The following is a 26,681-nucleotide window of genomic DNA, read 5'->3' as shown; positions in this document are numbered from 1 at the left end:
AATGCCTGGTATATCATTTCCAAATAATTTTAGTCACAAAGGAGATCTTCAATGTCCAGCGAAAAGGTACTTGCATTCAGCGACGCCAATTTCGATCGGGAAGTGCTGCAATCCGAGCTTCCTGTTCTGGTTGACTTCTGGGCCACGTGGTGCGCCCCCTGCAAGGCGATTGCTCCACTGGTAGATGCCGTGGCGGAAGAGCATGCGGGCAAAATAAAAGTAGGCAAAGTCAATGTGGACGAGAACCCTTCGACACCCGGGAAATACGGTGTCCGCGGCATCCCGACCCTGATCCTGTTCAAAGGGGGCGCCGTTGTCGATCAGATCGTTGGCGCCGTACCCAAATCCCAGCTTGAAGCACTGATCGCGAAGGCGCTGTAACCATATGCGACGCGGCCGCTTCCTCCCCGGACTCTTCCTGCTGCTGATCGTCGGCACATTCCTGTTGCCGGCCCCCCTGCATGCAATACCGAGGGTCGGGCAGCAGGCTCCCAACTTCAAAGTGGTAACCACGTCGGGACAGACCGTGTCGCTTGAAAACTACCGCGACCGTGTGCTGATTGTCGATTTCTTCGCCACCTGGTGTGTTCCATGTCGCGAATCGGTACCGCACCTGGTTGAGTTGAACCGCAAGTTTGGAAAGCAGGGGCTTCAAGTGCTGGGGCTGAGCGCCGACGAGGATGGTGAGCAGCTTGTAAAGGCGTTTGCCGCCGCAAATCACGTCAACTATCCCCTGGCAATGTCCAGCGAGGCGATCCAGACCGATTACGGCATCCGTTCGGTGCCGGTGATGTTCGTGATCGATAAAAAGGGGCGGATTGCCGAGATGTACCGGGGGTTCTCCGACGGGATCGGAAAATCGCTGGAGCAGTTGATAAAGAAGTTGCTGGCGGAATAACAAGCCGGTAAACGGCTCAGATGTCGTCACGATAGGTGACTTTGATCAGACACAAACCACAGGCCGGCGCTGTAACGCCGGCCTTTTTTCTGTCCGGATTGGCAAGCAGCCAGGCCACATGCTCCGGAGCAAAACGCCCTTTGCCGATATCCACCAATGTCCCCGCCATCACCCTGACCATATTCTTCAAAAAGCCTTCGCCGATCACATCGATGGTAATGGTTTCTCCATCCCGGACAATATCGACGGCATCGATCCGCCGCACCGAGGTTTTCGTCGCACAGTTCGAAGCCCGGAAGGCTGCAAAGTCGTGACGGCCGACAAAATGAGCGGCTGCCGCGTGCATGGCCTCCAGATCGAGTCTTTCGCGCACGTGCCATGACATGAAACGTCGCAAGGGCGAGCGGACGGTGCTGTTGTACACCGTGTAACGGTAATGCTTGGCAACGGCATCGGCAATCGGCCTGAATCCGGGCGCCACTTCGGCGGCATCGAGGATGACTATATCAGGGGGCAGGAAGCGGTTGGTCCCCTCAACAAAGGCGATGAGCGGCAATTGCCTTGTTGTTGCGAACGCAGCCACCATGCCGGCGGCATGCACACCGGCATCGGTACGCCCTGAGGATCGCAGGCTCACCGCCTCCCCCAGAAGCTGCTGCAAGGCCCCCTCGATTACCTGCTGTACGGCCAGCCCGTTGGGCTGAATCTGCCAGCCTGCATAGGCGGTGCCGTCATATTCTATAGTCAACCTGATGGCGCGCATCTTATACCGAGGAAGAAGACGACGTACGGCTGGCCAGCTGTTCGAGTGCGGGTGCATCGAAGCGATAGATCTGCCGGCAGAATTCACAGGTCACTTCGGTGCCGTTTTCTTTGGCTGCCATGTCGCGCAACTCTTCCGCCCCCAGCGATAACAGGGCCCGCTCGACTTTATCCATGGTACATCTGCAACGGAAAAAAATGTCGCTTGTCTCAAGCAGCGTGTACGGCACCGATCCGAAAATCCGCTTCAGGAGCAGTTCCGCCCCCCCCTCCTGGAGAATGGACGATAACGGCGGCAGGCCTTTAATGCCGGCCAGGATCTGTTCGATCTCCTCATTGTCAGCCCGGGGGAGGGCCTGTACCAGAAATCCTCCGCAGACGGTGATCTTGCAGGTTTCGTCCAATGTGGCGCCCAGCCCGACAGCCGAAGGCACCTGCTCCGAATCGGTCAGGTAATAGGCCAGGTCATCACCGATCTCACTGGTGCGCAACTGCACTGTGCCCAGGTACGGTTCACCCCCGAATCCGAGGTCTTTGGATACGGTCAGGAAGCCGGCCTTTCCCAGAATCCCGGGCACGTTCCAGCGCCCGTTCAGAGGCTCCATTTCCGCAGCCGGGTTGCCGACACTCCCCCGCACCGCGCCATCGCTGTCCGCCTCGATTATCATCTTGCCCATGGGGCCGTTGCCCTCGAACTTGAGGGCAACCCGCTGACCGGGCTTAAGCAGCGCCCCCATCAGCGCACCACCGGTCAAGCCCCTGCCCAGGGCGATACTGACTGTGGCGGAAGTAGATTGGAGGGTGCACACTTCACGGGCCAGTTGTGCTGCGGTGCAGGCCAGCACGCGAATGCCGCCGGCTGTGCTTACTGCACGTACAATATGATCAGTCATGGCAGTACCTTTTGCTTTCAATACGATAAAAAAAAGCCGCATCTTACGATGCGGCTTCTTTCAAATTCCGTCAAGGGGGAATTACTTTGCGGCAGGAGCAGCAGCAGGAGCTTCTTCTTTCTTCGGCTCAGCAGCTTTCTTTGCTTTCTTTGCTTTTTTCTTCTTAGCCGGTTTGGCTTCTTCTTTCTTCTCAGCAGCAGGAGCAGCAGTTTCAGCAGGCTTAGCAGCGTCTTTAGCAGCCGGCTTGGCAGCGTCAGCAGCGAAAACAACTGCGGAGAAAGAAACGGCAACGAGAGCGGCTACGAGGGTGGAGAGAACTTTTTTCATGGTACTACCTCCTAAAGAAATTGGTTACAGGAAGGATTTGCATTTGAAATGCCAAGATTAAAATTAATGTTAAGCCTGCGCTTTCACAGTGGAAAACACCCTCACCAGCGAGTTCTGCCACGGGAACCCCACCCGAGAACAACCACCCCATGCCGCAAATAGGGTTAGAACCTAATAACGATATCTCAACTCGAACATTGCCAGCTGATTCGTGTGGTTAACGCCTTCAACGAGGTTGAAGTTTGAGACTCTTTCCACACCGTATGATAAACGGGCATCGATATCACCATACACGGGCAACGACCAGATGACCCGGCCCGCATGCTTGCGCTCGATTGCCTGCCCCGGAACCCGACCGGTCATGCCGCGGTTGGTATAGATGTACTCCACCGCGAGATTGTTTCGTGTACTGAACCAATGGCTGTAGCGGGTAAAGAAATCCTGGGTGGCTCCCCCCTGGGAATGCCCGATGGGCAGGTTCCTGTAAATGTAGCCTTCCGGAAAGGTCCCATTCGTGTACAAGATTCGGTTGCCCTGAAAAAACTCAAAGCGCAGGTCGTTACGACCATCATCCGTCAGGCGGGGAACATAGAAGCCTGCAACATAGCTTTCGGCGATCGGCCAGAAACCGGCCGTGTCCTCGCCCGAAAACTCGCCATACAGCTCCGTATTGCGCAGCCACGACATGCGGTAGCGTGCTTCGAACCCTGCCAGGCCATTGGAATTGTCGGCGCCGGTCCCCCCAATCAAACCGCGGATGCTGTCCCCGATACTGTTGTTGACTCCCGGACCGCCGACCTGCCGGCCCAGATTGAAACCTATTTCGAAACTGTCGACAGGTTTTACCGAGAGTTTCAGGGCATAAAACCAGGGCTGGCGCTCCTCCCCGTTGACGACCGTCCTGTCGAAGCGGGAAAACACCATGGCATATTTCATGGCCCCGATATACTTTACGCTGAATGGTTCGGGACTGGAGACCTTGATCTGGGCAAAATTTTCGGCATTGTCAGTCAGGGTAACCGTGCCGCGGTAGCCAAGTCCGAACCAGTTTTCATCCTTGCCCGCCTCCAGTTCGAGCCAGCCGCCGCCGAGCTTGATATACCCCCGGTTCAGCTTGACCACGCTATCTCCCTCTGAAAATACCGCCACCGGTTCTACCAGCCCGGCAGCCTTGTCGCTGATATACCCTTCGGCGGCCCAGCGCAATTCGGCGTTATTGCCATTGTGATACACGATCCCGTTATTGTTCTCCGACAACGGCGTGCCTTCGCTGCCGTGCTGCGTAACCGCTGCGGAATCGGGGTTCTTGGGGCGCAGACCTGATCCTATCCCGAATACACCGTCATTTCCGGGATCGCGTACCTGGCGTTCATAACTGCGCGGAACACCATCAAGGTAGACATATCGCAATCGGGCGGCTGACATCAGATTGCAATCCGCCAGCGGTGGCTTTGCCTCGGGATTATTTTTCAAAAACGCCTCTCGCGGAATCAGTTCGCGAACCCGTTTTGCGAGTTCTTTCGCAAAATCAGGAACCTCGTTCGGACGCTCTGCCATGCGCTGTTCAGCTTCCAGCAGCAGACGAGCCGCTTCACTCCTGCTGAAGGGTTTGATGCCTTTGACATCGCTCGTGACCAAGCCGAATCCCGCCAATTTTTCGAGGAAGCTGTAAAGCGGACTGTCGAGGGGGATGTTGGTCGAGGAGAGCACTGCTGCGGGGGCTGCTGCCGGAACAATGCACAAAAGACCGAGCAGGAGCGAGCAGTACACCAACGGACGACTATGACTCATTACCGGCAACTCCAAACTGCAATACCTGAACATTATACGGCGCACGTTGCATTGCATGACTGCACAAGAAGATGAGCATCACTTTTTGAGAGGCAGAATTTTTGCCTTTTCGGCCAAAAGGGGAGGAAACAGATCCGGCCGCACGCGCTGAAATATGAGCGGGGCCTCGCCGGTAAAGCTGTAGGCAGGCTTGAATTCGGGGACCAGACGCTTCAGCGATGCCATCAGTTCATGGACACGGTTTTTACGCGACGCGTCGTACAGCAGCTCCAGTTCGGCCTTGACCGGTCCCATTTCGACCTGCACCGGGGTCAGCACCCGAATCTTGCCATGTGTCGTTGGGAGGATGCCTTCACCATCGATCAGCAGTTCCTCAAACAGCTTCTCCCCCGGCCGCAGACCGGTAAATACGATATCGATGTCTTCATAGGGGGTGAGGCCCGACAATCTGATGAGTTCTTCAGCCAAGTCGACGATACGGACCGGTTCGCCCATATCGAGCACCAGGATCTCACCGCCGCGCCCCATGCTGCCGGCCTGCAGCACAAGCTGGGTTGCCTCGGGGATGGTCATGAAATACCGGATAATGCGCCTGTCGGTTACCGTAACCGGCCCCCCCTTGGCGATCTGCTCCTTGAACAGGGGGATCACGCTGCCATTGCTGCCCAGCACATTTCCGAAACGGACGGTGGTGAATTTCGTGCTGCTGGTGCGCGACAAGGCCTGTATATAGATCTCCGCGGCGCGCTTGGACGCCCCCATGATGTTGGTGGGATTTACCGCTTTGTCCGTGGAGATCATGACGAGATTGCGGATTCTGAAATAATGTGCCGCATCGGCAATGTTGCGGGAGCCAAAAACATTGTTCAATACGGCCTGGGTCGGATTGTACTCCATCATGGGCACATGCTTGTAGGCGGCAGCATGGAACACCACTTCGGGCGCGTATTCCTCGAAAGCCTCAAAGATCTTTTCGCGGTCCCGCACGTCGGCAACCAAGGGTACTACTCGCAGGCCCGGGAAACGAAGCGTCAACTCTTTTTCGATTTCGTACAGCGGCGTTTCCGCCTGTTCCAGCAAAATCAGCTTATCCGGTTGAAAGTCGGCCACCTGACGACAGATTTCGCTGCCTATGCTGCCGGCTGCCCCGGTGACAACCACCCGCTTGCCGGTCAGGTAATCTCCTATAAGCTCGCGGTCCAGCACGACCGGCGCCCGCCCCAGCAGATCCTGGATCTCCACGTTCTTGATCTGGGACACCGTCAGCTTTCCATTGATCAACTCGTTGATGCTTGGCAGCGTCTTGAAGGTCACGTTGGCATTTTTGCAGGAGTCGATAATCGGCTTGATAATCTTCCCGTTGGCCGAGGGCATGGCGATAATCACTTCTTCGATCTCATGTGCCATAATCAGCGCCCTGAGCTGCCTGCTCACTCCCAATACCGGCACTCCATGCAATTTCATACCTCTCTTCTCAGGATCATCATCCACAAAACCTATGACATTGTACGATGTATGCGGCTGGCGCCGGATCTCTTTCAGCAGCAGACTTCCGGCCTCTCCGGCGCCGATAATCAGTGTACGCTGGCCTCCGCAAGGTTTGCCGGTTATGCAGCTCTCACGATAAATGCGCCAGACAAGCCGGCTTGCGGCAACCAGTGCAAACAGCAAAAACCAGTCGAGCACGAAAATTGAGCGGGGCAGGGGGGTGAATTGACGCAGGAATAGCAGCGCAGTAACGGCAAGAATGGTCGAAAAACTGATCCCCTTGAATATTTCGATCCCATCCTGCAGGGAGGCATAACGCCACAGACTCTGATAAAAACCGACTGTAATGAAAACCAGTGGCTTTACAACCAGAACGACCAGCAGACAATCTTTGAGCAACTCCAGCTCCGCAGGCGCCAACCTGAAATCGAACCTGAGCAGGAAGGCGAGGCAGAGCGCAAGGCTGATCAAAACCAGGTCACAGAGAAACACTTTAATCCTGCGAGGCGTCAGCATATGAAGAGCGTCCGAATATTAGAAGTGTCTACCCATTGAGAAAGTGTAATACCTTAATGTGAAATTGCAAATCAACCCATCAAGAAAATTCTTCCCGGGTGAACACTTCATCAGGGGCCTTCGAAAGGCCGGCAAATGGCGCTGCAAGGCGGGATAAGACTTGGTGGAGGGCGGACGGATTGTACGGCAGCGTCCGGCGTGTCGGCTGGTGTGTGCTGCAAAAAAATCTGATTTTTACTGCTCGCTCAAATAAAAAACCCCGCCTGGAGAAGCGGGGTTTTGCATTACATCGTGCTGTTCCTGAAACACGCGGTCAATGTTTGACCCCTTCACTACGCACTACCTTGGAAAAGGTCAGAAGGATGATCCGCAGATCGAAGGCACATGATCGGTGAGACAAATAAAATGCATCCATTTCAACCTTCACTGGAATGGGCAACTCGTCACGGCCATTGACCTGTGCCCATCCCGTCAATCCGGGGACCAGTCGGTGTACCCCCTTTTCCGTCCGCAGCGCTACCAGATCGTCCTGGTTGAAGAGCGCCGGCCGGGGACCTACAAGGCTCATGTCTCCAACCAGAATGCTCCAGAGCTGCGGCAACTCGTCCAGGCTGGTCTTGCGGAGGAATTCTCCGATCGGCGTCAGCCAGCGATCAGGGTCATCCAGAAGATGGGTAGCCACAGCCGGGGTATTCGTGCGCATGGTGCGAAATTTGGGCATGCTGAAGATGGCATTCTCCCTGCCTACCCGGTCGGACCAGTAGAGCACGGGCCCTTTGGACGTAAGCTTCACGAGAAGGGCCACCAACAGCATCGGCACGCCACACAGCATCAGAATGGCAAGTGATGTGACAATATCGAAGAACCGCTTCATGACGCATTCCTCTGTGTCTTCAGATACCATTCCGCCGTGGCCTGTAACCCTTCTTCCATCATGAACGGCGGTGTCCATCCCAGTTCCTGGCGAATCTTTGAACTATCGACCATAAGCGAACCAATGAGGCGATTAACAGCAGCGCTTTTGCCGGACAGCGTGCCCACAACCCTCACCAAGGGCATGGGGAAAGGAAACAGACGGGCCGGCACGCCAAGTGCGGCTGCGGTCTTCCTGATAAGTTCGGGGGTGGAGATATCCTCACCATCACTCACCAGGAAGGTCTTGCCTGCGGCAGCGGGATGCGTGGCGCAGGTGAGCAGGGCATCGACAAGGTTTTCTACGTAGAGGAGGCTGCGCTTGTTACTGATTGAAGCCAGCGGAAGCGGAAGGCAGCGCTGCACCACCTTGAGAAGATTCAGAAAATTTCCGGGGTTTTCCGGGCCATACACAAGAGGAGCGCGTATGACGACCACCTCCATGCCCGTTTCTGCTGCTATCTCTCGAAGCTTGTTCTCAGCTTCAAGTTTTGAAACCGAATAGGTGTTGTGCGGACAAGGCTTGTCGCTTTCCGCATAGGGAAGGTTTCCTGAATTACTCCCATGTACCCCGATCGTGCTCATAAAAACAAAACGGCGAATGCCGGCAGTAGCAGCGTGGCGGGCGAGACATTCGGTACCTTCCGTGTTGACCGCCCGAAACGCTTTAAGCGGATTTGAGGAGCTTTCACGCATGACGTGCACGCGTGCTGCCAGATGGATAATTGTATCGATATCTGCAAGAGCGTGCCCCCACGGCGTGGCTGCCCCCAGCGGTTCGACAACAGCGGGGGCCACCCCGGCAACAAGTGATGCTGGGGCTTCCGAGGCCAGCACGGTACCGCGTACGGTGCGGCCTTCCCGGACTATTCTTGTACAGAGCGCCCTCCCCACAAAACCGGACGCGCCGGTTACCAATACCTTCATTTAATAACCCTTGGGATCAAAAGTGGTGATGCGGCACGTGGTACCGTTTCAAAACTTCTACCACGTTTGTTTTCCAGCACATCCTCGTAAACCCGCTCCACACTCGCTGCGGCACTCTCCCAGCTATGATTTTGCACGACAAATCGGCGCGCCTTTTCTCCGATTTTCTGGACCAATTCTGGAGTGCTGAGAAGCAGGATGACTGCATCGGCAAACTCCTCCGGACTGTCCTTGACAAAAATCTCCTCACCGGGTCTTGCTTTGATGTCCCCCAGGCCAAGAGTAGTAGTAACCACCGGCAAACCACACGCCATGGCCTCAAGAATCTTGAACTGCATGCCGGAACCCGACCTCATGGGAGTAACTGAAACGCTTGATCTCTGTAAGGCATCCGGCATGGACGCCACAAAGCCGGTCACCGTAATGCCGGCCTTTTGCCCCAGATCGAGAATTGTCTTAGGTGGTTTGTTGCCTACGATGAGCAGCGATACTGTCGGCAATACCCTCTGGATACGGGGAAAACACGACTCTACGAACCACGTCACCGCCTGTATATTGGGAGAGTAAAACATGTTCCCGGAAAAAATTATCACCGGGCACTGGGGTACGTCTTTTTCAGGTGAGAAAATGTCGGTGTCCACTCCTAAAGGGATCACATTGACCCTGCCAGACGGGATGTGTGCGCCATCTTTTTGGGAAACCACAACGAGCTGATCAAAATGTTGCCCTATATTCCGTTCGTAGCTGGAGACACGCCGCAGTTCCTCCTGTAGCAACAGTCGTTTGGGCAAACGCGCCAGTTGAACGCGACGCTGGAAATTGAGCTGCATGGAGTCGATCAGGTCAATGACCTTCGGACCCGGAATATCAAAAAAATAAGGCGCGATACGCAACATGAAGACATGGATCACGTCAAAAGCTTCATCCTTGAGCAACTCGTTGAGACGCGTCCTGAACTTCCCTGAAAGATAATAGAGTACCTGCAGCGGCATTCGGGAAAGAAGCCCCATCAGCACCATGTTGGAATAGGAGCGCCATTTGGGCAGCCTGACTGTTTCGATTCTCCGGCAAAGGCTTCGTAGCCCGTCAATATCCGATAGTTCGTCTTCGTTTTCATAGAAGGACAGTAGCGTGATCTCGTGACGCTGACTCAACAGCCGCATGCGGTGATAGGGGACACTGGTGTCGCCCCGGTGGGGTGGGTAAGGAAAACGAGGGGTTACGAAGAGAATTTTCATCGGCACTCCCGCGAAAAGAGATCGAGATAATAATGTGCAGTGCGGTCCCACGTGAACGTTTTCTGTCTTTCGAATCCCATACCGACCAGCTTGCCGTGCAGTTCATCCGAACGGCACAGGTCTACAATCGCTGTCGCAATTTCTTGTGCCGAATGGGGATCAACCAGTAAGGCTGCACTGCCGGCTACTTCTGCCATGGCGCCGATGTTGCTGGTAATCACGGGGCAGCCGGAACGCATGGCCTCAAGCATCGGGAAGCCGAACCCCTCGTACAAGGAGGGAAACAGAAGCCCCCGTGCTTGGGACAACAGAGCAAAGACAGCTGCATCATCGAGGTTTGAGCGTATCTCTATAGATGCATCTTCAACGTCAATACTATAGTTTCCTTTAAACTTGACCGCGCCAATGATGTACAACTTGAGGGGTTGATCGACCTTTTTTCTGGCGAGAGCCCAAGCATCCACAATCCGGGCAAGATTCTTTCGTCTGTCGATGTTTCCCAGGAAGACAAAATATTTCTCACTGTCCAACGGCTGTTCAGGCGGCGACGAATCACGGAGCGGCACGTGATCGCCCCCCTGATGGCACATAAGCACGTGTCCGGCAGGCTTTTCAGGCAGATGGGCGAGAACCTCCTGCCGAATGACCTCTGTTGGGCTTATAAGGTATTCGGTACCTTTGCAGATGAGAGGAATCAACGTGCGGTACAGGAGCCTGGGAAGTCTATCCATCCATGTGGCGTCATGAATGAAGGTCAGGTCGTGCAGAGTCAGGTAATGGGGCACCCCGGGGAAAATCGGACCGATATTGGCCGGCGACCACAACAGAGAGCACCCGCTTTTGCCAAGGAGCACGGGCAGGCGAAACAGTTCCCATAAAAATGGATGCATCCCGAAGCTGTCCCGGTGTATCCAGTTGGCCAGGGACTGATAGTCGTCGTGCAAGGGCTTGTTGGGCGTATAGATCACCATGTGCGTGCCGGCATCCAGCAACCGGCGGGTCACCTCGAAGGCGAATCGTCCCAGGCCGCTCATACGTTGGGTGAATATCTTGCCGTTGATTGCTATCATGCTTTCACGATCTCCAGATAGCGCTCTGTCCTTGCAGTCCAGTCATGAGCGAGATAGAACTCGGGCGGTACAGCCCTGGGAAGCTGTAATGCTGCGCGCGTGGCATCAATACAGGAATCCTCGTCCTTATCGTCGTAAAATACCGCATTGGCGTAGTGATCGAGCAGGCTGGCCACTTCACCGACCCTGTTGGAGACTATGGGAAGCCCATAAGAACAGTAGAGGAATACCTTGTTGGGACAGCGATACCTGTTAATGGGCAGATCAGGGAAATAACAGACAACTACGTCGATGCTGGCAAAAAACTGATCCAATTGGGAATCAGGTACAAAGCCGCGGAATATCACATCATCCTGTAACCCCATTTCAAGGGCCTTGTTGAGATAGTGCTCTCGCAGTGGGCCCGAGCCCGCGATATTGAGGCGGGCCGGTCCAACTCTTTTTTTGAGGCGTGGCATGAGTCGGAACAGGTAATCCAATTGCCCGCTGTAGGCCTCGGTGAGGCTTCCCAAGTATCCGATTTCAAGGGGATCATTCGGCTGATTTCCTGCACTTTCAGGAGGGCCAACAGGTCGGCATTGACTGACAGCAAACGGCAGATAGTAGGTGTTGCTGTTCTTTGCCAGGTATTCCCCGGTAAGTTCTTTACTGGCACAGACAATCTTATCGGCACACTGGAAGCTCAGATGCTCATACAACAGGTGCAGGCGTCTCTTGCCCGGCAACACCAGCAGCGACTGCTTGTCCTCGTAATCGACAATGAGCTGGAATTTCTTCCCGAACAGCTTTTTGTTGATCAACGCGGGGAGAAAGATGGAGGAACCGGCCCCCATGCAGTGCACTACATCGACACCCCCTAGCAAGGCAAGGCGCAGAAACTTGTGCAATTGCTCGATGAGCCGTCCGCTCTTTACGTAGAGAAAACGCATCCCTTTCCAGCGGCTGCCGTACTGCTGAACGTTTTCCGGGTTGTCAGTGATGAGAATTATGACATCATGACCCAACTGTGCGAGCTGTGATCCCAGACCGATGCACCTGATAATGCCGGCGTTCTGCTCCTTGGTCCCCGTGTTGATGAATACGAATCTCATGTGATCACCAAGATGTCAGAAGAGAAAATTCAGCCACTAAAATTCAAAAAAGTCTCTATTTCAGAATAGACGTCCTCGGGCTTTACAAGACGAACACAGCCCATACTTTCACATCCGTTTTTCAGGTAGCAGGGCGCACAAGATACGGGATACGTTAAAACCGCCCCATCCCCAAATGGTCTCCATTGATTACTCGTAATGCCGGTTTTAATAACTATAAAAGGCACATGAACTGCAGCTGCCAGATGCCCGGCCAACGAATCAACACCAATTAGAAGTTTTGCACCGGCAACTACTTCTACAAAGGCATCCCAACTCAGCTTATCACAGAGATTGACGCAGCCATTGATACCGGAAATAATTGTTTCTATCTTATTGAATTCAGATAAGCCCGTACCGGTAAAGCATAGCTGTACACCGTCTCTTTCAAGTAAGGTTAATAGTGTTATCCAATACTTATCCGGCCACTCTTTGAATGCTGCTCCAGCACCAATATGTATGATGATATAATTTTTATTTTGTAAGCAAGTATCAGCGAATGGTATTTGAATATCCGGTTGTCGAGATACTGAAGGTTGCATAACCATAAGAGTATCATTATCAAGTTTTAGCTGTTTCAATAAGTCTCTATGATATTCCAAGACATGACTCTTATTTTCATACCACTCGTTTGCATGTGTGAGTAGTGCACCAAATCCTGCACTGGTATATCCAATGCGCACAGGAATACCACTTAGATATAACATTAGTATGGTATTTGGAAAAAAATAATAGAGATCAATGCTTATATCATAACGCTCTTGCTTGATTTCATTTAATGCATTACTTCGTGTCCTGAGATAATGACGTAGCTTGGTTATAATATTTTTATTCGATCTATTGAGTCTCCAATGATCCACTATATGTACTTTATCCACCATCGGATGTTTATTAACTATTTGTGCTGACCATGAGCCAGCCAAAAAACCAATTTTTATATCAGGAAATGCTTTTTTTATAACTGGTAATACAGATGTTGCTATTAATACGTCGCCCATGTGGGCAATGTTTGAAAATAAAATAGACTTAGGAGTATTAAAGTCTGATGATTTTTTTTTGTAACAAAAAATATTCAAGACAAAGTCAATAGACCGTATCAATGTAATTAGAAATATGTTGTGTATTAAATACCTGCCGCATAATGGGCTCTTTGCTCTTTGCTTTACGCGAGCCATTACAAATGACTCCATGGTGTTTTACTCGTCCTGTCGCATTGTGCGAAGGTGAGCCTAAGCCTTTTCATATACGTGACCGGGGGCACAATGGACCCTGCGAAGATTGAGGTGGGTGCTGCGGTTTGTACATTTCGCCCCTGCATAGAGCAGCAATACAGGAGGCACATACAGTAGGAGCGCAATGAGTTGTGCCTGCAGTATGGCGGGGTCCGCCACCAGGTATGCGCTCAACTTGACCGCCAGGTAAAAGATCAGAAAGTTTGTCTGCTGCCGCCGGGACCAGGCGATGGCGACCCCAATGAGATAACAGTACAGCCCCCCTCCCCAGCCGAAGAGAAAATGGCCATCCATAAAGATATACGGATTGGCCCCGAAGCCTGGCAGATAGTTGCCGGTAATGTGATACGTCATCTTGGCAACGTGGCTCATCTCCTCCCACGGCTTGATCCTCAGAGAGGACAGCAGGGTATCGAAATAGTGCAGCAATCTTTCTCCGAAGACCATGCTGTCGAGAAATTCCTTCCCACCGCTGATGAAATACTGATAGGTGCCGAAGCCGGTCACTATGAGTCTCTCGATCACCAGAGACAGGATGGTAGACTCATATTTCGACGTCACGTTAAACAGCACGATCGCTGCCGGGATGATTCCGGCCAGCCCGATAAGGAGCACCTTTTTGACGGAGATGATGGTGCTGCTGAAGTGGTATTTATAAAAATGCATGATGATGCCCAGGTCAAAGATGGCAAATACAAGACCCGACTTGCTGAGGGGAAAAAGAATCATCCGAACCGCGTAGCAGAACAGGCAGAACAATGAAAACCTTCGTATTCTCAGAGAAAAAAAGGCATAGGCAACCAAGGGCAAAAACAGTAAGTCACCTGCAGCGCCGATATGCTTGAAAGCGCCCAAACCATCTTGGGTGAGTGTTACCTTGACCAGATCGGGATTGGCATCCCCCGTCAGGATACCAAGCCCTATCTGGCTCAACATATAGAGTGAAGAAATTGCCAGGTAGAACAGTGAGATGGAGAGCAGTATTATCGTGAACTTACGTGACAGGCCGGAAGCCTTCGGATCATGAATCGGCCGCTTTCCCAAAGACAGCCTTTTAGTCTTCACCCCCAGACAGAAGAGGATCGTTCCGGCAAGGACATATAATGCATATGAAAGTTGAGCCTGGCCGTTCAGATAGAGAAAAACAACAATGGAGGCGTTGAGAGATATATTCAGTACGATCAGCAGCAGGGGATCGAACATGTTCCAGATCTTATCCCTGAGAACAAGCATCTGCACCGCAATGAGCGACATCAGAACCGCTAGATAGCTGATGAACGATAATCCCGCGATATGTTCCAGCATCGGCTGCGCACCTTTCGTGCACGTGCACCTTCGAAATTTTACTGCAGAGTTACAAGGGAGCCTGGACTGCTGGCTTCCAGTCGCTTCGCTATAGTAACTTCCGATAGGCCTGTAAGGTCGCGAGCGCGGTTTCCCGCCACGTGAAGCATGCGGCCCTCTGTAAACCTTTTTCACTCATGGCCTGCAACTCAGTGTCATTATTCCAGAGGCTCCAGATGTTTTCCGCAAGTGCCTCTGCCGAGCCGGGATCGAAAAGCCTACCGGCACTGCCCACTACCTCGGGGATAGAGGTGCAGTCCGCGGCAACCACAGGACAGCCACATGCCATTGCCTCGACGAGCGGTATGCCAAACCCTTCGAAGAGCGAGGGGAAAACCATGAGGCGGGCGGCGTTGTAGAAATAGGGCAGTTCTGAATAGGGCAGGTAGCCAAGAATCTTCACGTAGTTTTCCAGGGCAAGCGTCCGGATTCTCTCTAGTATCGCGCTGTCCTGCTGCATGCTGATGCCTGACAGTACGAGAATACCGTCGAAGCCCCACCTGTCAATGAGCAATCGTAAGGCATCGAGCAATAGCGCGTGGTTTTTGTGAGGCCATGTGGCGGCGGGGTAGTACATGAAGGGACGCTCCACTCCATGGCACCTGATGACATCTTCCGCATCTCCCATAACCTGGAAATCCGGGGCATACCCCGTGTACACCACATCGATCTTGGCAGCGTCGACCCCGTAACGTTCCGTCAGACAGCGCTTGGTGAATGCGGAGCTGACAATAATGCGCGTGGCCTTCTGTACGGACTTTCTATAAACTGCAGCCCTGTATCCAATTTCTTTTTTGGAAAAGAATTCCGGATAAAACTCATGCTGCATGTCCCAGAATGTCAGTACTGTCGGTTTGTTAGTAACCAAAGGGGCCATTACCGTAAATGGATAATGTAGTATGTCCGCCTTGATCTTAGACAACGCAGTGGCATAGAGATCAATACCGATGCTTTTACGCAGTACAGCTCGTACTAACCAACGGGGATCTGGCCGTTCATAAATCTTGGCATGCTCAATCGGTATTATTGTATTCGTGGAAAATGCTTCAAGGTACTTACTATTGGTATATATAACGATCGAGTCTTCGGCACCCCCGACTAATGGCATGGTACGTATCAGTTCCCTGAGGTAGGTTTCTACACCCCCCATTTTGCCAGGAACGAAATGTAATGCATTGAGACAGACTCTCATAGGCTGGTGATATCCACGCAGGTGATCCGCTTGTAGTCTGAATGTGAAAGTGATTTTTCCCGTGATACCATTTCAAGCACCTTTGCACTGGTTATACGGGCATTGCTGATGGACCCGCAGATCCTACAGCTACAGTTCATGCAATAATTCGTCGAATCTTGTTTATGATGCGAGTCGCTACGGTGGGGGATCTGAATTGATCTTCTTCTGTAATACTATCTGCTTGTGCATCTCGTATGATCATCTGTGGATGTATCAACGGAAACTTCATTTCAAAAATAGGCATTTCAGCACACTTGCACTTTTGTATAGTTCTGGTTGCCTCAACTCCAAATCCGATATTCGATATTAAATTTTGATTAGGCATTATATTAAGTCTTGAATGTACAAAATTATTGAAATTAATTTGATAATCCCATGTATCAATCTGTCCGTTAAAAACTGATTCGAATATATCGCTCCAATATTTGACCTGTTTTTTGTCATGCAGAATATCAGTCAACCACATCCCATTTTTCACCAGTGGCCATGATTTCATTTCGACATCGTACGTTTGCCATGTCCGGCGCCACGAAGCCCATCCCCATATATGCGTATAACGCGAGAAATAGTAGCTATTATCTGTTCGCCTTCTGCCAAACAGAAAATTATCGCCACTTATAATCCCTATCCGCTCATCATCCCTGTATTTTTCAAGCAATTCCTCGCAAAATCCAAAAAATGAGGGATGAGGCAGACAATCATCCTCGAGAATAATAGCTTCTTCGGCCTGTTCGAACACCCAGTCCAGCCCGCTCGAAACACGCCGTTTACAGCCAAGATTGACATCCGAGTAATTTTTCAAAACTTCGCACGGCCAATCCACCGTATCGATAATCGCTCGTACTGATTGACACTTTTCTGCTTCACCTGGCCTGTTCACGCGTGGTCCATCTGCCACAACCAAGAGTTTCGGTGGGCGTGCCCGCCTGATCTCTTCAAATACTTTTTGAGTCACATCAGGGCGGTTGAAGATCAAGAAGGCAACAGGTGTTTTGAGTTTAAATCCGCTCATGACCTACTCCATCCGTGTCAAATCAAAATATCAAGAAACCGGCTGATAATTAATCCATTCGGTTTCTATACATTCCGGATACCATTTCCCCAAGCGATGCCCCGCCCAATAAAGAGGAGCAACAAAATATGCCTCTGAATTTTCCCTTCTGGCATAATATGCAGCCCACCAGGCGTATGAGCTGGCGGACAAAACCCCACCCCCATGGCACTGGGCCATCAACATAAAGTCGATATAGTGCCCCTCGCCACACACTCTCGCCCAATCTTTGCCCGAAAAAAAATCGTGAACGTACCAGAAGTCATCGGAAAATACCAAAAAGAAGGCATCAGGATTGAGTTCCCTAATCCTGGAGATCTGCTGTTCGTACCAGCGCAGCGGCACTATGGCGGGATGCTCCTTCGAAGGCCATGCGTTATAATCCCCCCGCCTTATATGCACAAAATACAAATCACGCTTACTGACACCAATTTCTTCGACAATATTTGCTGCCTTTGTCTCAAATTCCGGGTTCATAGGCGGGATAACATCTGATGCCATATCAACAACAGCCTGATTTTGCCAAAACCCTAACTGGACGTAATAGACCTGTTTCAGAAACCCCCTACGGACAGCTATTCCTCCATTATCGGCGCCCGTATTTTCTGCAATTAATCCGATAATCCTTGTGGAAGCCAAAAGAGCCAATCCACAACGTACCAGCTCAATTAACCTTCTAATGCAGAACCGTACCAATCTTTTTGTGCTGCGTATATCACCCCACTCATAAAACCGGTGACATAGAAAAAGCTGTCGAATGTCCGGCATTCCCACAGCCCAAATTGCACCTTGGGGATCCGCAACGCGCATAGCTGCATACTGAAACAACTGATTGCCCAGGCGCCCCCATTCGAATACGATTAACATTGAAGATCGCTACCCCATACTCTTTCATTCAGAAAAAACACCGAGAGCGCGCGCCAACTGTTCGGCTCGATCAAACGTCCATACTTAACAGGCACCAATGCAGGATTCGTCATCAAAATCGGAAATTTTTCCGATTTTTCGATAGCAAAATATTCCAAGAGAGTATTTCAGATGTGCCAACCGCATCATTTCACTCACTGTATTTTCTGTTTTGTACAAGCCGGTGCCATCCACGTACGAGAATTCAAGTAACTCCATTCCGCTACCACAGAGCAAGGTATCTATAGTGTGGGGATTAAATATGCGATGAGCATTGAACTCGACTCTTTCAATGCCGATCGGCACTGACAACCACAGAACTCCATTCTCTTTTAGCAGAGAAAGTACATTAATCAAGGCGCACTTCCACCCGTCGGGATCAATGCGATCTCCGTAGCGCCCCAACCCCACATGCTCAATAGTGTGCAAACAGCTGACACTATCCGCCTCAACCTGTCCGCACGAAGGAACTGTCATATCCCACTGATGAAACTCCACGTTTGGAATTTTCACCTTCAGGGGACGTATATCAAAAACCTCTATTGGCCGCACCGAGGCTACAATGGATATAAAACCATCCACCCTGCTGCCGATATCAATATGTCTTCCCCCCTGCGCCGAGTTTATAATTTTCCCGGCCACATACATATCTTGCCAAAAATATTCACCCAAGGTCGCCGATTGCGTCTTGGTGTCATAAAGACAAGGGTAAGCTGCTATTTTCCAGTCAGATTGTTTTTTGAAGTACAGAAAATCCCTGGCGTACTTCGGCATGAGCCAAAGAAAGGACGCCAATCCCTGTAAATTCAACCCCGCCAGAAAAAGCAGGAAATTCATCTTCCTCAGGAGCTTCATAAATCTCCAACTATGTATTTAGTGCAACGTAATCTTCCATGGCGTTATGATTGCGTAAAACATGACTTTTAAATTTTTTCGTAGTTGTTCAAAGAATAAGTCAACTATAAAAATAGTTATAGCAAAGGAAATAATCATTGATATGATTGCGCCTACTGAAGCATAACGTGGAATCAATACATAATTGAGGACTATGTTTGCAATGCATCCTAAAACTGATGTTATCAATGAATACCTGAACAGCCCTTCATTTGTTATATATAAATCTTTTGCAACCCCAAAATTCGTAAACAACAGTCTTATGGCAAATAACGACAATAGTACTCCAGCCGCCGCATAGTTATTGCCGTAAAAGAACACTACAAATTCCTTTGCGAACAAAAAAATAGGGATGGCTGTAGATAAAAACAATAAAAACATAAGGCGATATAAATTTAAAAGCCGCGTATAATATGCTCTATCACTGACAGCTCTTGCCATAGTTATTGATGGAGCTATAGTGCTTTGAATTATCATAGGCACAAATCCAAAAACCTCTATGAGCTTCATCGCAGCTGAGAACTGGCCAACCTCAACATTACCCAACATATCACCCAGCATGACCTGATCGATACGAGCCTGCACATAAATAGCTATACCTGAAAAAATCAATGGCCAACTTTCGTTCAGTAAATTTTGCATTCTTCTTACTGTGGCCGACCACGTTTTAAGAGTTTGACCATAAAGACGATATACGATAACCAGGCCACATGAGCCCAATACTATCTCAGCAAATCCTGTCCATGCAAAAGCAATAAGCGGTGCTTTGCTAATAATAAAAACGATTTTTATCATTGATATTATCAAGAAAGCACAGCTTTTTGCGTATACCACATACTTAGATTTAACTTGAGATTGAAACCAGAAATTGATTGTATCAAGGGATTGGAAAACAGTGCCAAGCGAAGTTATACCCACAAGCCAATGTGTAATAGTATCATTAGGTCGGCTTACAATTATAATCACCAACGATAAAATAAAAGTAGTAATTCCTCCCAATAACTTCAGAATGAATGCACTACCAAGAATCTCACCAGAGCTCGAAGTATCTTTAACAATCTCGCGTACAACTATGCTATCAAGCCCAAGTGTCGTCACTGCAAAGAATAACGAAACAAATGCAGTTGCATAATTAATTCGGCCATATTGCTCAGGTCCCAGGTACCGGGCTACCCAGACGCCAACCAGCATGCCGACTCCCATGCGTATTATGTTATCGACAAAAAGCCAGCTGATATTGGCTACTACTCTTTGTAAATTATGACGCCCCTCCAGGCGATCTCGGATAAATCCCGGAATATGTTTGGATAACAATAAATCCATTCGATTTGTCAGTTACTCCAGTAAAATACTGAGAAGCCGTTCCGGAGTTGCCTATTTTTTACCGGAGTCCATCATCAGTCTGACCACATCTTCCATTGAACTCCGCGCTTTCCAGCCAAGTATCGTGAGCGCCTTCCGGGGATACCCCCGGCTGACCATAATTTCAGAGGGGCGCAATAAAGCGGAATCACTTATGACATACTTGCGCCAATCGAGCCCGACGCACCTGAAAGCCTCGGCTATAAAATCCTCCAGCGTATTGGTTTCACCTGTGGCAATCACATAATCGTCAGCTCTGTCGTGCTGCAACATCCGCCACATCGCCTCAACATACTCCGGTGCCCATCCCCAATCTCGGGCAATGGAAATGTTTCCCAAATGTAGTTTCTCGTCGCTGCCTGATGCAATTCGACATGCTGCTTTTACTATCTTACCGGTTACAAAACGCTCGGGACGCAGAGGAGATTCGTGATTGAAAAGGATGCCGGTGCAGGCAAAGAGACGATATGCTTCCCGATAATTGGCCACTTCCCAGAATGCAGTTGCCTTTGCTACTGCATACGGGCTGCGGGGCCGAAACGGTGTAGTTTCATCTGCCGGCTGTCCCCCCGTGTTGCCAAAACACTCACTTGAGCCTGCATTGTACAGCTTTGTGGGCTGGTCAATAAAACGCATGGCTTCCAAAAGGTTAAGGGTTCCCACACTGATGCTTTCCAACGTCTCAACAGGCTGTTCAAAGGAAAGCCCCACCGAACTTTGACCTGCCAGGTTGTAGATCTCGTCCGGTCGGACCTTGGCCAAAACCTGCAAAACGCTTCGGAAATCATTAAGCGCCATGGAATGGAAGCTCACCCGCTGTTTAATGCCGAGGCGGGCGAGGTTGCCGAAGATCGCCATTTGGGCGTCGCGTGCCGTTCCGTGGACCTCATAATCTTTTTCAAGCAATAACTGGGAAAGATACGCCCCGTCTTGCCCTGAGATGCCGCAGATCAGCGCCCGTTTACCCATTCGCTCGCTGCTCCCGTTCAACCGGCTTCAGATCCGCATCCACCATCAGCTCGACCAGTTGGTCGAAATCGGTCTTCAGCTCCCATCCCAGTTGCTGCCTGGCCTTGGATGGATCGCCCAGCAGGTCCACCTTAGCCGAACGGAAGCAGCGGGAAGCAATCCAGATCATCGCCCTGCCGCTGGTGCGGTCCATACCGGTTTCCGCCTCGCCGCCTCCATGCCACTCCAGCGGCATGCCCAAGCGGTTGATAGAGCTGGCATCGTTCAGATCGCCGTAGTGCAGGAACAGGCGTACATCCATTTCATAGGGATCGCGATGGATATGGTTTATACGTGCGGAACTGTATGATGAGGAGCGCCGGATCATGCCATGCACTCCATAGCCTTTGGAAAACGCAATTCGGCCAGAGAGGATCCATCCTGGCCGGTGATGCCGATTATTAATGCTTTTTCCATGCAATGACTCCGAAGATGATTATTAATAAATCATATTAGAATTTTACCACGAAATGTTTACATGTCTCGTGAAAATCTTTTCGGTTATATGCAGGATCAAAGACGTGGGGTGCAGTTAGATCGGCTTCCGATCCAGACTGCGATACTGGATTGCTTCCGCTTTTCATGAAAAGATGTGAAAGGAGCATGGGGTCATGCAGGTTTTTGGAAAGAGAAAGATGAAATTGGGGATTTTAAAAGGCTCTAGCCTATCAGAGGTTTCCTGATGGTCTAGAGCCTGTTCTTTTACACGAACGACGATGCTTCGGATCGTCCAGGGCAGCAGGTTGTTGACGACACGGGATCGGGAACCGTTGATAGCCCTGATTTTACCGCTCGATGTGCAGGAGCACCAATCACCGTGAGATGAATACAGATCGCCTTCTCACGGCGTGTAGAGAATGAGGGCAAAAAACATCATCGCTTCGAAAAATAGCAGACTTGGTTTTTTACGCGTCAGCCCGCTTCTCCCGCTCAGCTAGCTTCAAATCCGCATCAACCATCATCTCCACCAGTTGATCGAAACTTGTCTTCAGCTCCCAGCCTAACTGACGCTTCGCCTTGGTGGGGTCGCCCAACAGCAGGTCAACCTCGGCCGGACGGAAGTATTTGGGGTCGATCCGTAGTACAACCTTACCGCTCGCACGGTCGATCCCTGTCTCAGATTCTCCATTGCCCCGCCACTCCAGCGGCATGCCCAGACGTTCGAAGACTTTTTCGGCAAAGCTGCGCACCGACCAGGTCTCTCCGGTGGCGATGACATAGTCATCTGGCTGTTCCTGCTGCAGCATCAGCCACATCGCCTCGACATAATCGCCGGCAAAGCCCCAGTCGCGCTTGGCATCCAGGTTGCCCAGGTAGAGACATTCCTGCATGTCGAGCCTGATGCGAGCCGCGGCGCGGGTGATTTTGCGGGTCACGAAGGTTTCTCCCCGGCGGGGGGATTCGTGGTTGAAGAGGATGCCGTTGCTGGCATGCAAGCCATAGCTCTCGCGGTAGTTCATGGTGATATAAAAAGCATATGCCTTGGCACAGGCATAGGGGGAGCGGGGATAAAAGGGGGTAGTCTCCTTCTGTGGGGTTTCGACCACCTTGCCATACAGCTCGGAAGAAGAGGCTTGGTAGAAGCGGGTGTTCAGGCCGGTTTCGCGGATCCCCTCCAGAATGCGTACGGCACCCAGGGCATCCACTTCCCCGGTATACTCCGGCACGTCAAACGACACGCGCACATGGCTCTGGGCACCCAGGTTGTAGATCTCGTCGGGCCGGATGTCGCGCAAAAGCAGGTTGATGGAGCTGGCATCGTTCAGATCGCCGTAGTGCAGGAACAGGCGTACATCCTTTTCGTGGGGATCGCGATAGATATGGTTGATGCGGCCGGTATTGAATGATGAGGAGCGGCGGATCATGCCGTGCACCTCATAGCCTTTGGAAAGCAGCAACTCGGCTAGATAGGATCCATCCTGACCGGTGATTCCGGTAATTAATGCTTTTTTCATTCAGTTACCCCAATGATATTATTAGTGCGCAAGATTATAACTTTACCACAAGATATTCACATGTCCCGTAAAAATCTTTTCGGGTATATGTAGGATCAAGGAGACGGGGCGGCTAGACCGACTTCCGGTCCAGACTGCGATACTGGATTGCTTCGGCGATGTGCTCTTCGCGGATATGTTCGCTCTCTCCCAAATCGGCAATGGTTCTGGCAACCTTGAGAATGCGGTTGTAGGTGCGGGCGGAAAAACCGAGGCGATCCGTCACCAGTTCCAGCATGCGATTGCCGGCAGCATCCAGATCACAATGTTTTTTTATGAAGCGTGGTGTCATCTGGGCATTGCAGTGGATCCTCGTACCGGAGAATCGCTCGAGCTGAATCTGCCGCGAACGCTCCACGCGCCGTCCTATGTCTGCCGAGCTTTCCGATTCTCCCCGATCGGAGAGGTCCCGGTATTTCACGGCAGGCACCTCGATGTGAATGTCGATTCGGTCCAGAAGAGGCCCGGAGATACGTGACCGATAACGATGGATGGAGATGGGGGTACAACTGCAGGGATGGATCGGATCAGCCAGATAGCCGCAGGGGCAGGGGTGTGTTGACCTTTCTCTACTATACCCACTTAAAACGGCACTCGTTCTCAATTCAAATTCCCCTCGAAAAACAGCAGCTTCCCGGTTATCCTGAATTCCCCATCACAGTCGGTGAACACATCCGTAAGAAACGAATGGATCTCAGCCTCCTCCAGAGAGAAGTTGCCGAGATCATCGGCGTCACCGAGTCCTCAATCTGGAACTGGGAACATGGCACCGAACCAGAACTGCAATATAATCCAAGAATTATCAAATTTCTAGGTTATATTCCGTTCGACTGTCCGGATGACACCGTTGGGCGGCTTGCATGGTATAAACGAGCTTCAGGAATGAACTTTGATCATCTTGGCGAATTAATGGGGAGAGATCCAGAACAGCTATCAGATTGGCTGAGCGGGAGGCACTATCCATTCAAGAAGAACAGAGAGAAGATCAAGCAGTTTCTGGAAGAGCAGGGGGTTTAGAAATAGTCTTGATAGTCAACTCAGAGTTTATATACGAGCGGAATCTTTACAACTACAAGCAGACACCACCAATTAGGCACTCTCAGCTATCGATTATGGGAATACAATTGAAAAGAGGTGTGAAAAGCCGAGCTGAGTCAATTGAACAGTTTCTCCGAACTCACTACGGGTTCCTTCCAGGAGCCTGTTGCGTTTCAAATGGCTTTTATCAGCGAACAGATGGTCTTTCATGCGCTTTCGGCAGACCCGGCCACGGGCAAACAGGCTTGTCACTTCGGACGGATCATTAAAATCGAACTTCAAATCACCATCACGCTGAGCCAATAATCCCATCAGTGTCAGATGTTGAAAGATACTCAGGGAATATTTATGCTGTGCTTCTGCAGCCGGAAGTGGGCACGTCGATACTTCAACTCTCTGTGCAACCCTTCTGTACCAACCTTCTGGTTCCAGAGTTTCCAGAACTGCTTCAGAATCGGTTACCTTGTAACGGTTGATGTCATCATGAATCAATGCATAGAGATAGGAGTAGACTGCATCCAAATATCCATCATTCGATGCAAAGGCTCGACTGTTATCCTGACAAACTCCCATTGCTTTATCAAAGGATTCGCTCAACTCCAACCACGCCTGTAGCCAGCTGAAAGGCGGTTGATCGGTGAAGGACATGCCAGGTCTGTCAATCACCCTGATCCATCCCCTTTCTTTCAGCTCAGCAAAACCTTTCAGATACACGATTGTTTTTTCCGGGTCATAAACCAGTTTGGTTACAATTTCATGGCCTTCAATAAAGACATCATTTTCAACTTTTGCCATGAGGATGTAGGCAAGGACTCCAATGGCCGGCGCTGTGAGTCTCTTCAAGCAGGGTGGCTTTCCGCGAACCAAACCAATGACTCCTTTAAGCAGTGCCAACTCATCGTCATAGGTCAGGGTGAAACTTGTCCGACCGCTCAGATTCTTTTTCTGCCTCAGGTTTAATTCCTTTATTTCCTCCTCATACTCATCCTTTTCTCGCTCGTGTCGGGTCGCTACTGCCATGAGAAATTGGACTAATTCCATAGGGCCTCCTTCTTGGATAGGTTGGATTATAGAAATAGCCCCAGATGGCGACAGTTCTTACGCACTTTGGGGCTATTCTTGTTTCAGATTGATGATTTGGACTTGAATCGGAAATGCGATGTTTTACTGACGTGGATGGTCGGAAGAATTCTGACAACTTTCTGAAGCTTTTGGGGATAGGGGCTGTCGTTTTCTTCTTTGCCAGCCTATGTGTACCATATCAAAATAACTGAATAAAGTCAGATATATAGGTGTTTTATGCTTTTACGGTTGAAGTTGCAAATTTGACAACTTTCTGATTCCAAATTCGTAAATAGCCTTGGAGCCGGTGCAGGTGAGTACGCATATGGACGACAAACCGATTCGTCCTGGAAATGGATATCACCAGCCGTTTCTGTAAGAATAAGCCGGCAACTACCGTACGAAAGCCGTGAGGCGGTAAGAGTATCAAATCGATGTTTAAGTTAAGATACTTAATCATCCGATTGTTTGGACATTCATTACACAGCGACAGGTTAATGGTCAGTGGCGGCAGTGGTTATAAATCCGGAAAACCGGCTGCTTTCGGGAACATGACTTGCCATAACGAGTGTATGTCTCTATAGTCTGTCATGATTGGTAATTGAGTTTCAGCCGTCGTGGAGGCTATGTGATTCTCCTTGTGCACAGAGCAGCCCTGCTGATGATTTCCGTGCTGCTGTCCATGGCAGTATCAGGCTGTGAGCAGTCTGAACAGGCAAAAAAAGTACGGCTTGCCCCACAGGCGCCGCTCATACATCAACCACCTGCGACAGCCCCTCAAGCACAGCCCGCCTTGGTTTTCGGTTTTGACCTGCGCCTTGGACCAAAGGAAGATGTCCGGATTTATGCCCCGTTTCTCAAATACCTTGAGGAGGAAACCGGGCACAGGTTTGCGATCCGTTTCACCAAAGGATATGGTGAAACCGTTGATGCCCTGGGACGGCGGGAGATACAGTTCGCAGCCATGGGGCCGGTTAACTGCGTTCGGGCGCGGGAAAAATATGGAGCGGGATGTCTGGTCATGGGGCTGAACGCTGAAAAACGGGCCGAGTACCGCAGCATCATCGTCACCCGTCGCGGCAGCGCCATCAAAAGCCTTCAGGAACTGCAGGGAAAAACCTTTGCCTTCGGCAACAAGTACTCAACCCAGGGGCACCTGCTGCCGCGCAACATGCTGGAGCAGGCCGGAATAGCCCTGCACGATCTGGCGGACTACACCTTTACCGATTCCCATGCGGAGACGGCACGTCTGGTCATTAACGGCCGTTATGATGTCGGAGGACTTCAGGATACCTTGGCCCGACGGCTTGAAGCTGAGGGCAAGGTTAGGATTCTAGCTGTGTCGGAACCTTCTCCCAGCAGCCTGATCTGCTATGGCAAAGGGGTCGATCCTGCCCTGCTGGCTTCTCTCAAATCCGCCTTGCTTGCCTTTGATCCGGCGGGCAAGGATGCCGCTCGCCTGATTGACTGGGAACATACGGAGATGTCCCGTGGCTTTGTGGATATAAATGAATCCGCACTGGCGCGGATTCGCCAGTTGGTTCGCCGGTACGACCTCTTCAAACCATGAAATTCTGGTTGAGAATATTTCTACTGAACACCCT

26 protein-coding genes are annotated in these 26,681 nt (G+C 50.9%); 4 read left to right on the top strand and 22 right to left on the bottom strand.

All coding sequences use genetic code 11. The annotated features are described in order from the left end of the window. Nucleotides 1-51: 51 nt before the first annotated feature. Entirely contained in the window at nucleotides 52-381 is a 330-nt protein-coding gene (gene trxA / locus GSVR_RS01520) for a thioredoxin (RefSeq protein ID WP_173201926.1), read from the top strand. Between the two features lie 4 nt (nucleotides 382-385). Beyond that, nucleotides 386-898, top strand: coding sequence for a TlpA disulfide reductase family protein (locus tag GSVR_RS01515; protein WP_173201927.1), 513 nt, complete (start codon nucleotides 386-388; stop codon nucleotides 896-898). Nucleotides 899-914: 16 nt separating this feature from the next. On the opposite strand, the gene truA is transcribed toward GSVR_RS01515, so the two are convergent. The 21 genes from truA to GSVR_RS01410 form a co-directional block, all read right to left on the bottom strand. Then, a complete protein-coding gene (truA, locus tag GSVR_RS01510) occupies nucleotides 915-1,661 on the bottom strand; it encodes a tRNA pseudouridine(38-40) synthase TruA (protein ID WP_173201928.1) in 747 nt (248 codons plus the stop codon). A gap of 1 nt (nucleotide 1,662) precedes the next feature. Further along, nucleotides 1,663-2,553 (bottom strand): Hsp33 family molecular chaperone HslO, encoded by an 891-nt coding sequence (gene hslO / locus GSVR_RS01505; RefSeq protein ID WP_173201929.1) that lies wholly within the window; start codon nucleotides 2,551-2,553, stop codon nucleotides 1,663-1,665. Between the two features lie 81 nt (nucleotides 2,554-2,634). After that, nucleotides 2,635-2,880 carry a hypothetical protein gene (locus GSVR_RS01500; protein ID WP_173201930.1) on the bottom strand — a complete coding sequence of 82 codons (246 nt, stop codon included), beginning with the start codon at nucleotides 2,878-2,880 and terminating at the stop codon, nucleotides 2,635-2,637. Nucleotides 2,881-3,051: 171 nt separating this feature from the next. After that, nucleotides 3,052-4,671 (bottom strand): capsule assembly Wzi family protein, encoded by a 1,620-nt coding sequence (locus tag GSVR_RS01495; RefSeq protein WP_173201931.1) that lies wholly within the window; start codon nucleotides 4,669-4,671, stop codon nucleotides 3,052-3,054. 78 nt (nucleotides 4,672-4,749) lie between these two features. Then, nucleotides 4,750-6,675, bottom strand: a complete 1,926-nt coding sequence (locus tag GSVR_RS01490) for a nucleoside-diphosphate sugar epimerase/dehydratase (RefSeq protein WP_173201932.1) — start codon at nucleotides 6,673-6,675, stop codon at nucleotides 4,750-4,752. A gap of 313 nt (nucleotides 6,676-6,988) precedes the next feature. Then, nucleotides 6,989-7,549, bottom strand: a complete 561-nt coding sequence (locus GSVR_RS01485; protein WP_173201933.1) for a sugar transferase — start codon at nucleotides 7,547-7,549, stop codon at nucleotides 6,989-6,991. Then, entirely contained in the window at nucleotides 7,546-8,514 is a 969-nt protein-coding gene (locus GSVR_RS01480; RefSeq protein WP_173201934.1) for an NAD-dependent epimerase/dehydratase family protein, read from the bottom strand. Before GSVR_RS01480 ends, GSVR_RS01485 begins: the two co-directional genes overlap by 4 nt. Continuing rightward, complete coding sequence (locus GSVR_RS01475; RefSeq protein ID WP_173201935.1) at nucleotides 8,511-9,752, bottom strand: glycosyltransferase family 4 protein; 1,242 nt, start codon at nucleotides 9,750-9,752, stop codon at nucleotides 8,511-8,513. Before GSVR_RS01475 ends, GSVR_RS01480 begins: the two co-directional genes overlap by 4 nt. Further along, nucleotides 9,749-10,822 carry a glycosyltransferase family 1 protein gene (locus GSVR_RS01470; RefSeq protein WP_203978761.1) on the bottom strand — a complete coding sequence of 358 codons (1,074 nt, stop codon included), beginning with the start codon at nucleotides 10,820-10,822 and terminating at the stop codon, nucleotides 9,749-9,751. Before GSVR_RS01470 ends, GSVR_RS01475 begins: the two co-directional genes overlap by 4 nt. Further along, the gene (locus GSVR_RS01465) at nucleotides 10,819-11,826 is read right to left on the bottom strand and encodes a glycosyltransferase family 4 protein (protein WP_173201937.1); all 1,008 of its coding nucleotides are present in this window, start codon (nucleotides 11,824-11,826) and stop codon (nucleotides 10,819-10,821) included. The genes GSVR_RS01470 and GSVR_RS01465 overlap by 4 nt, the downstream gene beginning before the upstream one ends. Nucleotides 11,827-11,942: 116 nt before the next feature. Next, the gene (locus GSVR_RS01460) at nucleotides 11,943-13,127 is read right to left on the bottom strand and encodes a glycosyltransferase family 9 protein (RefSeq protein WP_173201938.1); all 1,185 of its coding nucleotides are present in this window, start codon (nucleotides 13,125-13,127) and stop codon (nucleotides 11,943-11,945) included. Between the two features lie 54 nt (nucleotides 13,128-13,181). Continuing rightward, complete coding sequence (locus tag GSVR_RS01455) at nucleotides 13,182-14,663, bottom strand: oligosaccharide repeat unit polymerase (protein ID WP_203978759.1); 1,482 nt, start codon at nucleotides 14,661-14,663, stop codon at nucleotides 13,182-13,184. Further along, entirely contained in the window at nucleotides 14,578-15,720 is a 1,143-nt protein-coding gene (locus GSVR_RS01450) for a glycosyltransferase family 1 protein (protein WP_173201940.1), read from the bottom strand. Before GSVR_RS01450 ends, GSVR_RS01455 begins: the two co-directional genes overlap by 86 nt. Before the next feature lie 136 nt (nucleotides 15,721-15,856). Further along, nucleotides 15,857-16,774, bottom strand: coding sequence for a glycosyltransferase family 2 protein (locus tag GSVR_RS01445; RefSeq protein ID WP_173201941.1), 918 nt, complete (start codon nucleotides 16,772-16,774; stop codon nucleotides 15,857-15,859). Nucleotides 16,775-16,804: 30 nt separating this feature from the next. Next, complete coding sequence (locus tag GSVR_RS01440; protein ID WP_173201942.1) at nucleotides 16,805-17,680, bottom strand: alpha-1,2-fucosyltransferase; 876 nt, start codon at nucleotides 17,678-17,680, stop codon at nucleotides 16,805-16,807. A gap of 84 nt (nucleotides 17,681-17,764) precedes the next feature. Next, nucleotides 17,765-18,574 (bottom strand): DUF268 domain-containing protein, encoded by an 810-nt coding sequence (locus GSVR_RS01435; RefSeq protein WP_173201943.1) that lies wholly within the window; start codon nucleotides 18,572-18,574, stop codon nucleotides 17,765-17,767. A gap of 18 nt (nucleotides 18,575-18,592) precedes the next feature. Continuing rightward, on the bottom strand, nucleotides 18,593-19,936 hold the full coding sequence (locus tag GSVR_RS01430) for a flippase (RefSeq protein ID WP_173201944.1): 1,344 nt from the start codon (nucleotides 19,934-19,936) through the stop codon (nucleotides 18,593-18,595). 51 nt (nucleotides 19,937-19,987) lie between these two features. After that, nucleotides 19,988-20,944, bottom strand: coding sequence for a GDP-mannose 4,6-dehydratase (locus GSVR_RS01425; protein WP_173201945.1), 957 nt, complete (start codon nucleotides 20,942-20,944; stop codon nucleotides 19,988-19,990). Further along, on the bottom strand, nucleotides 20,937-21,311 hold the full coding sequence (locus GSVR_RS01420; protein ID WP_239077427.1) for a GDP-mannose 4,6-dehydratase: 375 nt from the start codon (nucleotides 21,309-21,311) through the stop codon (nucleotides 20,937-20,939). The genes GSVR_RS01425 and GSVR_RS01420 overlap by 8 nt, the downstream gene beginning before the upstream one ends. Before the next feature lie 577 nt (nucleotides 21,312-21,888). Then, the gene (gene gmd, locus GSVR_RS01415) at nucleotides 21,889-22,938 is read right to left on the bottom strand and encodes a GDP-mannose 4,6-dehydratase (protein ID WP_173201946.1); all 1,050 of its coding nucleotides are present in this window, start codon (nucleotides 22,936-22,938) and stop codon (nucleotides 21,889-21,891) included. Nucleotides 22,939-23,050: 112 nt separating this feature from the next. Continuing rightward, on the bottom strand, nucleotides 23,051-23,476 hold the full coding sequence (locus GSVR_RS01410) for an ATP-binding protein (RefSeq protein ID WP_239077526.1): 426 nt from the start codon (nucleotides 23,474-23,476) through the stop codon (nucleotides 23,051-23,053). Between GSVR_RS01410 and GSVR_RS01405 the strand changes: the two genes are divergently transcribed. Then, nucleotides 23,452-23,994 carry a helix-turn-helix transcriptional regulator gene (locus GSVR_RS01405; RefSeq protein WP_239077426.1) on the top strand — a complete coding sequence of 181 codons (543 nt, stop codon included), beginning with the start codon at nucleotides 23,452-23,454 and terminating at the stop codon, nucleotides 23,992-23,994. The genes GSVR_RS01410 and GSVR_RS01405 overlap by 25 nt on opposite strands. A gap of 93 nt (nucleotides 23,995-24,087) precedes the next feature. Here GSVR_RS01405 and GSVR_RS01400 read toward each other — a convergent pair whose 3' ends face one another. Continuing rightward, complete coding sequence (locus tag GSVR_RS01400) at nucleotides 24,088-25,056, bottom strand: hypothetical protein (protein WP_173201949.1); 969 nt, start codon at nucleotides 25,054-25,056, stop codon at nucleotides 24,088-24,090. A 649-nt stretch (nucleotides 25,057-25,705) separates the two neighbouring features. On the opposite strand from GSVR_RS01400, the gene phnD reads away from it, so the two are divergent. Further along, on the top strand, nucleotides 25,706-26,647 hold the full coding sequence (gene phnD, locus GSVR_RS01395; protein ID WP_173201950.1) for a phosphate/phosphite/phosphonate ABC transporter substrate-binding protein: 942 nt from the start codon (nucleotides 25,706-25,708) through the stop codon (nucleotides 26,645-26,647). The last annotated feature ends 34 nt before the right edge of the window (nucleotides 26,648-26,681 follow it).

Source organism: Geobacter sp. SVR (assembly GCF_016865365.1).
Classification (GTDB): Bacteria; Desulfobacterota; Desulfuromonadia; order Geobacterales; family Pseudopelobacteraceae; genus Pelotalea.
The sequence above is the reverse complement of the archived record's forward strand: the minus strand, read 5'-3'. Positions and strand labels throughout refer to the sequence as shown.

Bases quoted from the DNA above. Each gene is read 5' to 3' on its own strand.
- GSVR_RS01400 (WP_173201949.1), bottom strand. From the start codon at position 25,056: ATGGAATTAGTCCAATTTCTCATGGCAGTAGCGACCCGACACGAGCGA.
- GSVR_RS01430 (WP_173201944.1), bottom strand. From the start codon at position 19,936: ATGGATTTATTGTTATCCAAACATATTCCGGGATTTATCCGAGATCGC.
- GSVR_RS01420 (WP_239077427.1), bottom strand. From the start codon at position 21,311: ATGATCCGGCGCTCCTCATCATACAGTTCCGCACGTATAAACCATATC.
- GSVR_RS01500 (WP_173201930.1), bottom strand. From the start codon at position 2,880: ATGAAAAAAGTTCTCTCCACCCTCGTAGCCGCTCTCGTTGCCGTTTCT.
- GSVR_RS01450 (WP_173201940.1), bottom strand. From the start codon at position 15,720: ATGAGAGTCTGTCTCAATGCATTACATTTCGTTCCTGGCAAAATGGGG.
- GSVR_RS01485 (WP_173201933.1), bottom strand. From the start codon at position 7,549: ATGAAGCGGTTCTTCGATATTGTCACATCACTTGCCATTCTGATGCTG.
- GSVR_RS01495 (WP_173201931.1), bottom strand. From the start codon at position 4,671: ATGAGTCATAGTCGTCCGTTGGTGTACTGCTCGCTCCTGCTCGGTCTT.
- GSVR_RS01460 (WP_173201938.1), bottom strand. From the start codon at position 13,127: ATGGCTCGCGTAAAGCAAAGAGCAAAGAGCCCATTATGCGGCAGGTAT.
- GSVR_RS01475 (WP_173201935.1), bottom strand. From the start codon at position 9,752: ATGAAAATTCTCTTCGTAACCCCTCGTTTTCCTTACCCACCCCACCGG.
- GSVR_RS01445 (WP_173201941.1), bottom strand. From the start codon at position 16,774: ATGAGCGGATTTAAACTCAAAACACCTGTTGCCTTCTTGATCTTCAAC.
- hslO (WP_173201929.1), bottom strand. From the start codon at position 2,553: ATGACTGATCATATTGTACGTGCAGTAAGCACAGCCGGCGGCATTCGC.
- GSVR_RS01515 (WP_173201927.1), top strand. From the start codon at position 386: ATGCGACGCGGCCGCTTCCTCCCCGGACTCTTCCTGCTGCTGATCGTC.
- GSVR_RS01480 (WP_173201934.1), bottom strand. From the start codon at position 8,514: ATGAAGGTATTGGTAACCGGCGCGTCCGGTTTTGTGGGGAGGGCGCTC.
- GSVR_RS01470 (WP_203978761.1), bottom strand. From the start codon at position 10,822: ATGATAGCAATCAACGGCAAGATATTCACCCAACGTATGAGCGGCCTG.
- gmd (WP_173201946.1), bottom strand. From the start codon at position 22,938: ATGAAAAAAGCATTAATTACCGGAATCACCGGTCAGGATGGATCCTAT.
- GSVR_RS01435 (WP_173201943.1), bottom strand. From the start codon at position 18,574: ATGAAGCTCCTGAGGAAGATGAATTTCCTGCTTTTTCTGGCGGGGTTG.
- GSVR_RS01425 (WP_173201945.1), bottom strand. From the start codon at position 20,944: ATGGGTAAACGGGCGCTGATCTGCGGCATCTCAGGGCAAGACGGGGCG.
- truA (WP_173201928.1), bottom strand. From the start codon at position 1,661: ATGCGCGCCATCAGGTTGACTATAGAATATGACGGCACCGCCTATGCA.
- GSVR_RS01490 (WP_173201932.1), bottom strand. From the start codon at position 6,675: ATGCTGACGCCTCGCAGGATTAAAGTGTTTCTCTGTGACCTGGTTTTG.
- GSVR_RS01440 (WP_173201942.1), bottom strand. From the start codon at position 17,680: ATGTTAATCGTATTCGAATGGGGGCGCCTGGGCAATCAGTTGTTTCAG.
- trxA (WP_173201926.1), top strand. From the start codon at position 52: ATGTCCAGCGAAAAGGTACTTGCATTCAGCGACGCCAATTTCGATCGG.